Source organism: Paenibacillus tuaregi, assembly GCF_900086655.1.
GTDB lineage: Bacteria > Bacillota > Bacilli > Paenibacillales > Paenibacillaceae > Fontibacillus > Fontibacillus tuaregi.
Genome location: NZ_LT575476.1, coordinates 2,151,732 through 2,163,831, shown reverse-complemented (window position 1 = coordinate 2,163,831; position 12,100 = coordinate 2,151,732). Strand labels below are relative to the sequence as shown.

Sequence of the window (12,100 nt, the reverse complement as noted above, 5' to 3'; positions counted from 1 at the left end):
AGGCGCGCGAGCCGCTCGCGGGCGCGGGCCAGGCGGTGCTTCAGCCCCTGCTGAAGCTCGCGCTCCCGCTGGCTGATCAGCGCCCGCAGCTCTGCCGCATGCGGCACCGCAAGCTCAGCGGCGGCCGTTGGCGTTGCGGCCCGAAGATCCGCCACAAAATCGGCAATCGTAAAATCCGTCTCGTGCCCGACGGCCGAGATGACCGGAATCGCCGATTCGTATATGGCGCGGGCCACCATTTCTTCATTGAAGGCCCACAGCTCCTCAAGTGAGCCGCCGCCCCGGCCGACAATGATGACGTCGGCCTCCCCCATGGCATTCAGCGTCCGGAGAGCCTTTACAATGGATGGGGCCGCCTGTTTGCCCTGCACGAGCACAGGGTGCAGTATAACCGGGACCTGCGGATAACGCCGCTGCAGCGTGATAATGATGTCCCGTACAGCCGCGCCCGTAGGAGATGTGATGACCCCGATCGTTTTGGGATAACGGGGCAGGGCTCTTTTGCGGGACGGGTCGAACAGCCCCTCCTCTTCCAGCTTCTTCTTAAGCTGCTCATAAGCCAAATACAAGCTGCCTATGCCATCCGGCTGCATATGTGTTGCATAGAACTGATATTGGCCATCCCGTTCGTATACAGACACATTACCTCTGGCGATGACCCGCGAACCTTCCTTCGGAATAAAAGGAAGGCGCTGGTTGTGAGAGGCGAACATGATACTCTTAATCCGGCTGTCCGCATCCTTCAGGGTAAAATACATGTGGCCGCTGGAGTGGTGGGTGAAATTCGAGATTTCTCCCCGAATCCATACCTCGGACAGCAGCGTGTCCGACTCCAGCTTCATCCGGATATACCGGTTCAATTCCTTTATGGAAAATACACGTTGGTTCACGGGGAGACCCCCTTAGAATTAGAAAAATTAATTAGGCGAGACCACTTAACCGCTTGGCCGCGATCATGGTGTTATTCATAAGCATTGTAATCGTCATCGGACCTACTCCGCCAGGTACCGGTGTAATCGGTCCGGAAACTTCCTTCGCGCTTTCAAAATCAACATCTCCAGCAAGCTTGCCGTTCTCCAGCCGGTTTACGCCCACATCAATCACAACCGCACCCGGCTTGATATAGGATGCGTCGATGAAGTTCGCCTTGCCGACGGCAACAACCAGAATATCCGCTTGAAGAGCCAGCTCTTTCATATTCGCCGTACGGGAATGGCACATCGTCACGGTCGCATTCTCCCGTTGAAGAAGAAGAGACACCGGCTTCCCGACAATGTTGCTTCGTCCGATAACGACCGCATGTTTGCCGGAGATTTCGACTCCTGTCCGTTTAATCAGCTCAATGACTCCGGCAGGAGTGCAAGGAAGCAGGCTGTCATCCCCGATAACCAGATTCCCGACATTCACCGGATGGAACCCGTCCACATCCTTGGCAACCGAGATGGCGTCGATCACAGCTTTCTCATCTATATGCTTAGGGAGAGGAAGCTGAACGAGAATGCCGTGGATATTGTCCTGATGGTTCAGCTTGTCAACAAGAGCAAGAAGCTCCTCCTGTGAAGTCGATTCCTCCAGTTTATGAACCTCCGAGTAGTATCCGAGTTCATGGCAAGCCTTATCCTTGGAGCGAACATATACATGAGAAGCCGGGTCCTCCCCAACGATCACGACCGCGAGCCCGGGTCTGAAGCCCGTAGGGGACAATCTGTCCATCTCCTCGCGCAGTCCTTGGCGAATCTCTTCAGCTATCTGTTTACCGCTAATGATTGTTGCTGTCATTATTCTCTCTCCCTCATCTATTGATTTTAGATTTGTTTGTTTTTCAACTGTTCAGTATCCTGAATCATTTTACCAAGTACCCCGTTTACGAACTTGCCCGATTCCGAGGTACCAAAGTGTTTGGCAAGCTCAATCGCTTCATTCACAACAACCTTAGCTGGTGTATCTTCACGATAAATCATTTCAAAAGCGGCAAGACGCAGGATTTGCCGGTCCACCCTGGACAGGCGGCTGATCTGCCATCCCTTAAGATATTCGCTCAAAAGGTTATCGATCTCGCTTTTTCTTGACCATACCCCGTTTACCAGCTCCAGGACAAACTCTGGAGTTCCCATGTCCTTAAGTTCCACTTCACTTTCATTCTCTCCGCCCGCTTCGGCCAGCAGCATGGTGACTGCCTCCTGAGCCTCTACTTCATTCATTTCCATCTGGTACAAGCTCTGTACCGCAATTTCTCTGGCCAGTCGTCTTTTCATGAACTTCCTCCTTGAGGTTAACCCCTCTGAACATCCCTATGCCTTTGGCAAAGGACGGAAATAATAATTAAGCGTATAGGTTTTCAAACACTAGTCTAATTAGGTAAATCTTAAGCTTAAAGCGCACAAGATTTAATACTGTCTCTTCCTATTGTGCATGACAATCGACAGAAAAAAACCCGTGAAATGCTCTCCACAACAAAAAAATGTGCAGAATTATACAGAATGAAATCTCCATTCCATATGAACAGCAGTTTTTTCGGAGCAGCATATCACAGGATTTATTTAAAAGGACGCCAGCGCGAACTCAGCCATTCACGAATTTGAACCCAAGGAATCAAAGGACCCTGTTCAAGGTCTTTGTATTTGCCAACGGTATACCCGATGTACAGCAAAAGCGCGCAAAAAAGCATGTTCCAAAACCCGAAAAACAGATAAATCGGACATAGTAACAGGGCTGTCGCAAGACCCAGCAAGCGTCCTCTGTGACTCTCCCATAATTGTTTCCAGAGCACCCTGAAATCCACCCCTATTCAACCCGGCTTTTGATCGTGGACGACTGAACAAGATTCGCAATATACACAGAGACATAAGCTACCGGGATGCCGGTAGTCTCTTCGACGTGATCATGCACCTGCTTTTGGACTTCCTCAGTCAGAGCGGGTATTGAGCTCTCCCCGTCAACGAGTGCCCGGATCATAATGTTCAGACCCGACTCGGAAATTTTAATTCTGGTCTTCACATCCTTGATTCCTCTAACTCTGGAAGCTGCTTTGAGGGACAGATTCTCGATCGTTTCTACGGAAATTTGAATGTCTCCAAATTCGGTGCGCTGATCAATGGACGGCAGCGATGCCCGATCGCGACGAATGGAAATATAAAAGAACCGGATGCTGAGCAGAAACAGCACAGCCGCCACCCCAATCAGAACATTCAACAGGATTTTCTCCTGACTGCTGTAAATTTCAAAAGTGACCGTTCCGGTGAAGAGAAGAATTGCAATAACGGATAGAATGCCAATGCTGAGACTGTAGATAAACAGCAGAAGTCTGTCCAAGATTTTTGCCACTGAACGTGCACCCACCTTAAATTATAGTAAACCCCTGACGCTGATCGTCAGGGGTTAATCGCTCATTCTTTATTTCACCCTGTGGTTCAGTTCCGACTCCTCGATCTTCTCAGCCGTCTTGAAGATAACGTCATGGATATGCACGTTGACCTCAACAACGTTAAGTCCGGTCATTGTCTCAATCGAGCGCTTCACGTTACGTTGAATTTCGGTCGCTACTTCAGGGAGACGATTACCGTATTCCACGATGACCGACACGTCTACTGCAGCTTCCAGCTGACCCACTTCAACCTTCACACCCTTGGACAGGTTCTTGCGTCCCAGAAGCTCGGCAATACCGCCGGCGAACCCGCCGCTCATGCCAGCAACCCCTTTGACTTCAACAGCCGCAAGGCCTGCGATCACTTCAATAACCTCAGGAGCAATCTGAATTTCACCAATCTCGGTTTTCTCATATTCTGTAGGAACTGTACTCATTGTCGTCTTCATCCACCTCTCAATAAGTTTGCGGATGTCTAAATTGTAGGCAAGCGCACTTATTATACATACTATATCATTTTGGGGTCATTATGACAAACAGAGTCCAAGTTATTAAATCTCATTTTCTTCCAGAAATTTAATATCAAAATCCCCGCGCACAAACGTTGGATGATCCAAAAGCTTCTGATGGAACGGGATCGTGGTATGGATCCCCTCAATAGCAAACTCCGACAAAGCCCGCTTCATCTTCGCAATCGCTTCATCCCGCGTTGGCGCCCAGACGATGAGCTTGGCAATCATCGAATCATAGAACGGCGTAATTGTATAACCCGGATAAGCGCCGCTGTCCACACGGACTCCAGGGCCGCCCGGGGCCAGATAAAAGCCGATCTTTCCTGCAGCCGGCATAAAGTTACGGGAAGGATCCTCCGCATTGATACGGCATTCAATAGACCAGCCGTTAATCACAACATCCTCTTGGGAGAACGACAATGGATTTCCTTCCGCAACGGAGATCATTTCCTTGATCAGATCGATTCCAGTAACCATTTCAGTGACTGGATGTTCAACCTGAATCCGGGTATTCATCTCCATGAAGTAGAACTGCCCATCCGGACCTAAGAGGAACTCGAGTGTTCCTGCTCCAGAGTAGTTCACAGCCAGGGCGGCACGAACCGCAGCTTCACCCATCTCCTGGCGCTTCTCCGGACTTAAGATCGGACAAGGCGCTTCTTCAACAAGTTTCTGGCGGCGGCGCTGCACGGAGCAGTCACGCTCACCCAAGTAGGCGACATTACCATGCTTATCGGCAATGATCTGGATTTCAACGTGTTTCATTCCCGTTAGAAACTTCTCAAGATAGACCCCGGCATTACCAAAAGCTTTCTGGGCCTCCTGCTGGGCAGTGGTAATCTGCTGGATCAAGGACTCCTCATCCTCGGCAATCCGGATTCCTTTACCTCCGCCGCCTGCAGTGGCTTTGATAATAACCGGATATCCGATATCGCGGGCGACCATAACGGCCTGGTCCATGTTCTCAATCAGACCGTCCGATCCCGGAATTACCGGAACGTTCGCATCCTTCATCGTTTGTTTGGCGACAGCCTTGTCCCCCATTCGGACAATCGCATCCGGGGAAGGACCGATGAAGGTGATATTGCATGAGTCGCAGATCTCCGCAAAGTCCGCATTCTCAGCCAGGAACCCGTAGCCTGGATGAATTGCATCACATTCCGTCAGGGTAGCCACACTCATCAAGTTGGTAAAATTCAAATAGCTGTCTTTGGACAACGTGGGTCCAATACAGTAGGCTTCATCGGCCAGACGTACATGAAGCGAGTCTTTATCCGCTTCGGAATATACGGCTACGGTCTGAATGCCAAGCTCGCGGCACGCGCGAATAATACGAACCGCAATTTCTCCGCGGTTAGCAATTAGTATTTTATGAAAGTTCATGTCTGCATCCTCCTTGGTAACCAAGATAGCGGCCATAAAGGCCGCCTTCTTACGCTAATCACTCCGGCTTCACCAGAAAGAGGGGCTGTCCATATTCAACCAGTTGGCCATTCTCAGCCAAAATCTCAACAATTTCCCCTTTGACCTCGGCTTCGAGTTCATTCATCAGCTTCATGGCTTCAATAATGCAGACGATTGATTTGTCTCCAACCTTGTCACCCACGTTGACATAAGGCCCCTTCTCCGGCGATGGAGAGCGGTAGAATGTGCCTACCATTGGGGAAGCAATCGTATGTAAATTAGCCTGATTCTCCTGTGCGCGGGATGTGGCATCCTGGGCAGCGGCAGGGGCAGAGGTCTCCACGGAAGACTGAATATGTACCTGAGCCGGCTGTACCGCTGCTTGCGGAACAGAAACGGCTGCAGACTGCACCTGTACAAGTTCCGTTTTACCCGGCTTGCGGATTGCCAGTCTTGTCCCCTCATTCTCAATTTCAAGTTCGTGGACCGAAGTCTGATCCACCAATTTAATCAGCTCTTTAATTTCGTTTAATTTGAACATTCGCAATTTCACTCCTTCAGCTTTGTAACACACAAGCCTTGGCCATCTTAGAACATAGCATTATGTATTATATCACAAAGGCGCGAAATAGAAAGAGCCCAAGATGTATTGGACTCTTCCTCCTTCACCAGCCTTCAAAATGCCCGAAAACCCGCGATATTTCTAGTTTTTTTTCAGCTTACTGCTTAATGTACTGCACCTTTACCTTATCTTGGCTAACGCCAAGTTCCTTGATGACCATATCCACAATACCTACCGCCTGTTTCGGCTCCAGCTTGTCGCTCAGCACGACAACCGTATACTGGCTGTCCTTCTCCGTGACAACCGCATTAGCGTACTGCTGCTGCAGCTTGGTCTCGATATCCGTAATCTTGGATTCTTTATCCTGCAGAGCCGCCAGCTCTTTCTGAGCTTTGGCGCTTTCATCAGCCGGCTTGCTCTGGTCTGCGATAATCTTCGTCAGCTTATCCGACAGCTTGGCATTCTCAGTAACCCGTTCATATTGATAATTCGTGATCGCATCATTACCGGAAGTGCCCTGGGCTTCAATCTTCTTGATGACCTCTTCATCCTTTTTAGCAGAATCATCGGCTGCGTTAGTCTTGCCAGTGGCGTCTGTTCCCCCGCTCTTCGGTTTGGTGTCCTCCCCGGCCGATTTTCCCGTATCGGCTCCTTCTTTGATTTTGTCTGATGGAGATGGAGTTGAAGCTGGCTCCTGCTTCGCAGAGCCCGTGTCGCCTGCCGGAGCTGCTGCATCCGTGTTTCCAGTTACTTCTGTGACTACCACATCATCCTTCGCCTGTGTGACCGGAGTATCCTTGGTGCCTGATTTATCCTTTGCGGTCACCTGCTGCCCTTCAGCGACTTTTGGAGTTTTGGTACCTGAATCCTCGGTGAACAGATAATACGCAGAGAGAATCACCATCAAGCTGAGCATAGATACAAGCCAAATTGTTTGTCTGTTGGTTTTCATTACATATTCCTCCTGATAATAATGATATAGACCTGCCTACTGAGACCCCTTTCGCGGCACAACCGAAATCTGGTAGGCCGCCACATTCAGCCCTTTTTCAACCGCATCCACAATCAGTTGTTTCACAACCTTGTTCTCGGCTCCCCGGGCAACCACAAGCACCCCCCGGATCTTCGGTTTGATCTTCTTGGAAATCAGCGGCTGTTTATCTCCAGAAGATTCATAGGTGACAATCTGGCCATCCCGGGTAATCTGGGTAACATGTCTCTTGCCGCCCCCGGCATCTGTCTCATCTGTCTGCTCCTGGGAGTCTTTCATATTACGCTGGACCACAACCTCCTCGGTGGAATCCACGGTAACCATCACGTCCACCGTGCCCACACCTACAATTTTCTCCAAAATCTCCTTGGTCCGGTTCTCCAGATTCCCCTCAATGCTGTCAAAGACGTTCCCGCTCTCCTCCTGCCCCGATGCAGTGGCAGCGGACTGGGTCTGGGGCTGAACCGGAGGCTCACGTACCGCTCCCCCAGTATCGATCTTTTTTATGTTGACAAAAGAACTAAACAGCATAATCGCCACACCGATGAGTCCTAGAATAATCAGCAATCTGAACGTGTTGATTCGCTTGCTGCCATCCTGCCCCCCGCCGATCCACTGCTCCAGTTTTTTGATCCACTTGGCCATGAGCTTCACCTCCTTGATCTATTTCTTGGTCTCCTCATGGATCTTCACCATGGTTCTTGATATGCCCCACTCCTTGGTTAGCTGTTCCATGATTAAGCCTGCTCGGTTACCCTGTTCCCCTTGAGCAGAAGCTGCAGCCGGAGATTCAGACGATGTGCCCTGATCTTCCCGGTTGGTCTTGGCTTCTCCGATCCGGACCTCAACTTTCTCCACTTGACTGATGGCCGGGACACTGACCGCTTTGCCTTTCTTCTCCTGCTGATCAGCCGAATTAGATGAGGATTTCTGTTCAGCACTCACATAGACATGCACCTCTTTGATCTCTGGTTTGGCCGCAACAGGCTCCCCGGTTGTCTCCTCCTGCTTGGTACCCTGGCTGTCCACTGCCAAAGCTACCTCGACCCTCTGGATCTGAATGCCTGTCTTGCTCTCAATCTGCTGTTTCATCTCTCTGCCTACTTCCTCGCCAGCCCGCTGGAGTGTCTCGGCTTCCTGCTTCTTGCGCAGTGCCAGCCCCTGCTGAATGATCTGCTGGGTTCCAGCCTGATTCATCTTGTCCGGGTCCAGCTCATCCAGGCTCTGCCCAAGCGCGGTCTGCAATTTGAGCACAGGATTGCCTCCAATCAGCTTAACCAGCGGAGACATCAGAGTCAGCAGGATCAGCAGACTGACCACCAGCTTGACGTATCGCTCAAAGGAACGGTTCGGCAGCAGCAGATCAATAAAGCCTGCCAGAAGCACCACAAATATAATTTCTTTAAGCCACGCGCCCAGCCAGCTCATCTGCTTCCTCCTCAGGTCATAAAAATCAGCGCATCATCACTGTAATATTTCCGGCGGTCAGCATAATGGTAATGGCCAGAAAGAACATCAATCCGACCGCGGCCATAGCAGCGAACACATAGATCATGCTTTTGCCAATCGTCTCCAGACACACCACAATGGGTGAGTCCCCCAGCGGCTGCATAACCGCGGCCGAGAGGTTGTAGATCAGGGCTAGGGTCAGAATCTTGATCGCAGGGAAAGCACACAGGAACAGAATGATGATGACGCCTACCAGACCTACGGCATTCTTGACCAGCAGCGAGGCGGATATCACGGTATCTGTGGCATCAGCGAACACTTTGCCTACGACGGGAACGAAATTTCCCGTCACATATTTCGCAGCCCGGAGTGTGACGCCGTCCGCGACCGATCCAGTGATGCCTTTTACCGAGATGATTCCAAGAAAGACGGTAAGCATAACCCCCAGCAGGCTCATGCTGATCGTCCGCAGCAGATTGGCGAGCTGGGTCAGCTTGTACTTGTCGGACAGAGAGCTGACGATATGCAGCAGCGCCGAGAAGAACAGAAGCGGAAACACCACTGTGCGGACCAGCGTGCCCACGGTATGAACCATGAACACCACAAGCGGATGTGTCACGGTTACCGTTACCACATTTCCCATGGAGGCCAGCATCGTGAACAGCAGCGGCACCATGGCCATCATAAAATCAATCATGTCTCTGATCGCATCGGACGCATAACCAATGGCCACATTAAAGCTGTTGATGGCCAGAATTAGGATGACCATATAACAAATGGAATAGGCCACTTTACTGACATTGCCCCGTTCAAAGGCGGTTTGGAGCGTCTCAAGAATCATGCTGAATACCGTAAGAATAACGATGGTAACCAGAATCTTGCCGTTGTAGAGCACTTCATGCCACATATATTTCAGCAGGGCTGACAAACCTGCCTTCATGTTGAACTCCTGCCCGCCGGGGAGAAGCATGTCCATGAAGGAAGGCACTTTCTCATCTGGAAAAAAACCGCCATAATCCTTCATCAGATGTTTCCAATAGGCTTCGACCTGGTCTGTCGGCAGCTCGGACGCCTGCTGTTTCATCCGTCCTTCGTCCTGTGACTCGGCGAACAACCGGGCCGGCCAGAAGATCAGAAATCCCAGGATGAAGAGGATCAGCGTTTTCTTTTGCCAATTCAGGTCGTATAGCTTCATGGTCTTGTCCCCGTTTCTTCTATACCGGCAGCAGCTTCATAACCGTTTCGATAATGATGCCTATAATCGGCAGGGCGAGCACCATAATCAAGACTTTGCCGGCGAGTTCAATTTTTGAGGCAATCCCGTCCTGGCCCGCGTCCCGGACAATTTGAGCGCCAAATTCGGCAATATAAGCAATCCCGATAATCTTCAAAATCGTTTTGAGATAGATGGTCTCAACTCCGGAGGCTTCAGCCAGATTTTCCAGCACACTGATGATTGAACTGATCTTACCGATAAGCAGAAGGAAAATGGTGATGCCTGTGCAAGCGGCAATCAAAAACGCAAATACAGGTTTTTGTTCCTTAAGAACCAGAATGAGTATGGCCGCCAGCAGACCCAGCCCAACGATCTGGATAATTTCCATTCCCGGGCCTCCCTACTGAAAGAGGAAGATCGATTTGATTTCCTGAAATAGGCTGTCCAGCATACGAATAACCATGAATAAAACAACAACGAACCCGATCAGGGTAACCCAATGTGCCATATCTTCCTTGCCCATCTGCTTCAGCACCGTATGGATCATGGCGATAATAATTCCGATGCCCGCGATCTGGAATATTGCATTGACTTCTAAGTTCATGAAAGGCACCTCACTATCAGGTTTAGCGGGAGGCTGCTGCGGTTCGGGAACGTGCTAATAGATCAGAATCACAATAAGTGCTGAGGTTAGCAGCCCGAGACTGCGGAACATCTTCTCATACCGGGATTGCTCTTCCCTCGCGACAGATTCTTCTGCTTCCAGCTGCCGTACCGCAGTTTCAATATGTTTCAGCTGATCCCTGCGGTCGCTTGTCCCAAGCGAATAGGCCAACTGATGCAGCACATCTCTCTCGGCGGGCCTCATCGCGGTGTGTTTCCACTCTTCCCGGATTGCCTGATGGACGCTTTCCTGGGCGCTCAGCGACTGGCTGCCATCCATACCGTCAGCTGCCCTTAGCAGAACAGCCTTGACCGGATGGCCACTCTGGCTTCCAATCCGGCGAAGTGCGTCCGGCAATGGGGTAAAGCCATAGCTGATCTCTGTCTCCAGTCTCTTGAGCGCCTGGATCAACCGTCTAATCTGTTCCGGTCTGTTGGCGAACTGCCTGGCCTTGAGCCAGCCTGCCAGCGTGCCTGCCGCAATGATCAGCACCGCCCCAAGCATCTTCAACATGAGAATCACCCCGCTTAAGCTTGATTAGGCCAGCAAGGACCGCTGTTTGTTATCCATCAGCTTGAAGGAGACTCCCTTGTCGGTCCTGGTAAGAACTACATACATTTGGAAAAAAGGCGGATCAACCAGCTTCGATAAGGAGGGACGATGCATCAGCTCGCCGACCTCGCTTCCGTGAGCTGTCGCAATCACCCTGACACCTGCATGAAGGGCCTCAGCGAGCGCCTCCACATCTTCCTGACGTCCAATCTCGTCCACAATGAGCACATCCGGAGACATGGACCGGATCATCATCATGATGCCTTCAGCCTTCGGGCAGGCGTCCATCACATCGGTACGTGGACCTACATCGAAGCTGGGTACTCCACGCTTGCTTCCGGCAATCTCTGACCGTTCATCGATAATGCCCACCTTGAGCCCAGGCCATTTGGCTTCCGGGTTTCCCCAGCTTCCGAGACTGATTTGTCTAGCCAGATCGCGAAGCAGGGTTGTCTTGCCCTGCTGGGGAGGAGACAGGATCAGGGTATGCTTTACACTGCGATGCTTGAAGTCAAGCAGCTGCGGGAGAACCGCATCACCAATTCCTCTTACCTCGCGGGCAATTCTCATGTTAAAGCCGCTGATATCCCGGATATGCTCTACTCTGCCGCCACTCAGCACCGTCCTGCCGGCAAGGCCGATTCTGTGACCACCCGAGACAGTGATGAATCCTCGTCGCAGCTCCTCTTCCATCGTATACAAGGAGTGGTTGGTAATTTGATCCAGGAGACGGTGAGTATCTTCCCGTCCGGGCTTGTAAGCCGTCCCCGGGTCCCGGCTCAGCTCGCCGCTCTCGGTGACGAAGTAGTAACGTCCCGATGCATTAACTTCAAGCGCCCGTCCTTCCCGGATACGGATTTCTTCAAGCTGGGAGAGAAGCTCGGCGGGAAGAAGCCGAAGCATCCGGGCAAGCTGCTCCGGGAATACAGATAACCAGGATAGATGCATACATACCCCCACAATGAACAGGTTTAGGTGTGTTAACTCTTTTCTTAAGACAAGTCTATGCCTGAGAAATTCCAGGTATGACGGGAATCTATCATTTTTTTAAAATACCTATTAAGAGACAGATCACACCGCAGGCTACCCATCCTATCTTTCCCCAAGAGAGTTTGTCCGCCATGCCTATTAGACCGATTGAAGTAGTTACAATCAGCACGGTAGGGCCTACGAAAGCCAGGGCTGAATTGACAGCTAGAGCTTTATCCACCCGTCCTAGCTTGATCATAAGAATGGCCGCAATAATCTCCAGCGTTCCGGAAATCACCCGAAGTGTTGCCATGCTGGCTACAAATTTATCAAGCATAAGCGCCTCCTTACTGAAATCCCTCTCTCTATCGTTATGCGCGCCTGTCCATTTTTAGAAAGAAAAATGATCCTCCTGTA

Annotated in this window: 17 protein-coding genes; all 17 read right to left on the bottom strand. The window is 50.9% G+C overall.

Annotated features, from left to right (window positions below):
- Window positions 1–842, bottom strand: an 842-nt coding sequence (gene xseA / locus BN6628_RS09915; protein ID WP_068622158.1) for an exodeoxyribonuclease VII large subunit, incomplete at its 3' end; no start/stop codon positions are given.
- A 79-nt stretch (window positions 843–921) separates the two neighbouring features.
- Window positions 922–1,779 carry a bifunctional methylenetetrahydrofolate dehydrogenase/methenyltetrahydrofolate cyclohydrolase FolD gene (gene folD / locus BN6628_RS09910; RefSeq protein WP_068616941.1) on the bottom strand — a complete coding sequence of 286 codons (858 nt, stop codon included), beginning with the start codon at window positions 1,777–1,779 and terminating at the stop codon, window positions 922–924.
- Window positions 1,780–1,805: 26 nt separating this feature from the next.
- Entirely contained in the window at window positions 1,806–2,255 is a 450-nt protein-coding gene (gene nusB, locus BN6628_RS09905; protein WP_068616938.1) for a transcription antitermination factor NusB, read from the bottom strand.
- Between the two features lie 281 nt (window positions 2,256–2,536).
- Entirely contained in the window at window positions 2,537–2,770 is a 234-nt protein-coding gene (locus BN6628_RS25600) for a DUF2273 domain-containing protein (RefSeq protein WP_082926859.1), read from the bottom strand.
- A 14-nt stretch (window positions 2,771–2,784) separates the two neighbouring features.
- Window positions 2,785–3,324 carry an alkaline shock response membrane anchor protein AmaP gene (gene amaP / locus BN6628_RS09900; RefSeq protein WP_068616936.1) on the bottom strand — a complete coding sequence of 180 codons (540 nt, stop codon included), beginning with the start codon at window positions 3,322–3,324 and terminating at the stop codon, window positions 2,785–2,787.
- Window positions 3,325–3,393: 69 nt separating this feature from the next.
- Window positions 3,394–3,801 carry an Asp23/Gls24 family envelope stress response protein gene (locus BN6628_RS09895; RefSeq protein WP_068616935.1) on the bottom strand — a complete coding sequence of 136 codons (408 nt, stop codon included), beginning with the start codon at window positions 3,799–3,801 and terminating at the stop codon, window positions 3,394–3,396.
- 114 nt (window positions 3,802–3,915) lie between these two features.
- Window positions 3,916–5,259: an acetyl-CoA carboxylase biotin carboxylase subunit gene (accC, locus tag BN6628_RS09890; protein ID WP_068622156.1), complete on the bottom strand. Its 1,344-nt coding sequence runs from the start codon at window positions 5,257–5,259 to the stop codon at window positions 3,916–3,918.
- Between the two features lie 58 nt (window positions 5,260–5,317).
- Window positions 5,318–5,821 (bottom strand): acetyl-CoA carboxylase biotin carboxyl carrier protein, encoded by a 504-nt coding sequence (gene accB / locus BN6628_RS09885; RefSeq protein WP_068616933.1) that lies wholly within the window; start codon window positions 5,819–5,821, stop codon window positions 5,318–5,320.
- 178 nt (window positions 5,822–5,999) lie between these two features.
- Complete coding sequence (locus BN6628_RS09880; protein WP_068616931.1) at window positions 6,000–6,794, bottom strand: SpoIIIAH-like family protein; 795 nt, start codon at window positions 6,792–6,794, stop codon at window positions 6,000–6,002.
- A gap of 36 nt (window positions 6,795–6,830) precedes the next feature.
- Window positions 6,831–7,478 carry a stage III sporulation protein AG gene (spoIIIAG, locus tag BN6628_RS09875; protein WP_068616929.1) on the bottom strand — a complete coding sequence of 216 codons (648 nt, stop codon included), beginning with the start codon at window positions 7,476–7,478 and terminating at the stop codon, window positions 6,831–6,833.
- 18 nt (window positions 7,479–7,496) lie between these two features.
- Window positions 7,497–8,261 (bottom strand): stage III sporulation protein AF, encoded by a 765-nt coding sequence (gene spoIIIAF, locus BN6628_RS09870; RefSeq protein WP_068616928.1) that lies wholly within the window; start codon window positions 8,259–8,261, stop codon window positions 7,497–7,499.
- A gap of 25 nt (window positions 8,262–8,286) precedes the next feature.
- Complete coding sequence (gene spoIIIAE, locus BN6628_RS09865; protein ID WP_068616926.1) at window positions 8,287–9,477, bottom strand: stage III sporulation protein AE; 1,191 nt, start codon at window positions 9,475–9,477, stop codon at window positions 8,287–8,289.
- Window positions 9,478–9,496: 19 nt separating this feature from the next.
- Complete coding sequence (gene spoIIIAD, locus BN6628_RS09860; protein WP_068616924.1) at window positions 9,497–9,886, bottom strand: stage III sporulation protein AD; 390 nt, start codon at window positions 9,884–9,886, stop codon at window positions 9,497–9,499.
- 12 nt (window positions 9,887–9,898) lie between these two features.
- Window positions 9,899–10,102, bottom strand: coding sequence for a stage III sporulation protein AC (gene spoIIIAC / locus BN6628_RS09855; protein ID WP_068616922.1), 204 nt, complete (start codon window positions 10,100–10,102; stop codon window positions 9,899–9,901).
- A 54-nt stretch (window positions 10,103–10,156) separates the two neighbouring features.
- On the bottom strand, window positions 10,157–10,675 hold the full coding sequence (gene spoIIIAB / locus BN6628_RS09850; RefSeq protein WP_068616921.1) for a stage III sporulation protein SpoIIIAB: 519 nt from the start codon (window positions 10,673–10,675) through the stop codon (window positions 10,157–10,159).
- A 24-nt stretch (window positions 10,676–10,699) separates the two neighbouring features.
- Window positions 10,700–11,662 (bottom strand): stage III sporulation protein AA, encoded by a 963-nt coding sequence (spoIIIAA, locus tag BN6628_RS09845; RefSeq protein ID WP_068616920.1) that lies wholly within the window; start codon window positions 11,660–11,662, stop codon window positions 10,700–10,702.
- Between the two features lie 91 nt (window positions 11,663–11,753).
- Window positions 11,754–12,020: a YqhV family protein gene (locus tag BN6628_RS09840; protein WP_068616918.1), complete on the bottom strand. Its 267-nt coding sequence runs from the start codon at window positions 12,018–12,020 to the stop codon at window positions 11,754–11,756.
- Window positions 12,021–12,100: the final 80 nt, after the last annotated feature.

Excerpts from the sequence above, each read along its gene's own strand:
- folD (WP_068616941.1), bottom strand. The coding sequence starts at position 1,779 with ATGACAGCAACAATCATTAGCGGTAAACAGATAGCTGAAGAGATTCGC.
- nusB (WP_068616938.1), bottom strand. The coding sequence starts at position 2,255 with ATGAAAAGACGACTGGCCAGAGAAATTGCGGTACAGAGCTTGTACCAG.
- BN6628_RS09895 (WP_068616935.1), bottom strand. The coding sequence starts at position 3,801 with ATGAGTACAGTTCCTACAGAATATGAGAAAACCGAGATTGGTGAAATT.
- accC (WP_068622156.1), bottom strand. The coding sequence starts at position 5,259 with ATGAACTTTCATAAAATACTAATTGCTAACCGCGGAGAAATTGCGGTT.
- accB (WP_068616933.1), bottom strand. The coding sequence starts at position 5,821 with ATGTTCAAATTAAACGAAATTAAAGAGCTGATTAAATTGGTGGATCAG.
- BN6628_RS09880 (WP_068616931.1), bottom strand. The coding sequence starts at position 6,794 with ATGAAAACCAACAGACAAACAATTTGGCTTGTATCTATGCTCAGCTTG.
- spoIIIAG (WP_068616929.1), bottom strand. The coding sequence starts at position 7,478 with ATGGCCAAGTGGATCAAAAAACTGGAGCAGTGGATCGGCGGGGGGCAG.
- spoIIIAF (WP_068616928.1), bottom strand. The coding sequence starts at position 8,261 with ATGAGCTGGCTGGGCGCGTGGCTTAAAGAAATTATATTTGTGGTGCTT.
- spoIIIAE (WP_068616926.1), bottom strand. The coding sequence starts at position 9,477 with ATGAAGCTATACGACCTGAATTGGCAAAAGAAAACGCTGATCCTCTTC.
- spoIIIAD (WP_068616924.1), bottom strand. The coding sequence starts at position 9,886 with ATGGAAATTATCCAGATCGTTGGGCTGGGTCTGCTGGCGGCCATACTC.
- spoIIIAC (WP_068616922.1), bottom strand. The coding sequence starts at position 10,102 with ATGAACTTAGAAGTCAATGCAATATTCCAGATCGCGGGCATCGGAATT.
- spoIIIAB (WP_068616921.1), bottom strand. The coding sequence starts at position 10,675 with ATGTTGAAGATGCTTGGGGCGGTGCTGATCATTGCGGCAGGCACGCTG.
- spoIIIAA (WP_068616920.1), bottom strand. The coding sequence starts at position 11,662 with ATGCATCTATCCTGGTTATCTGTATTCCCGGAGCAGCTTGCCCGGATG.
- BN6628_RS09840 (WP_068616918.1), bottom strand. The coding sequence starts at position 12,020 with ATGCTTGATAAATTTGTAGCCAGCATGGCAACACTTCGGGTGATTTCC.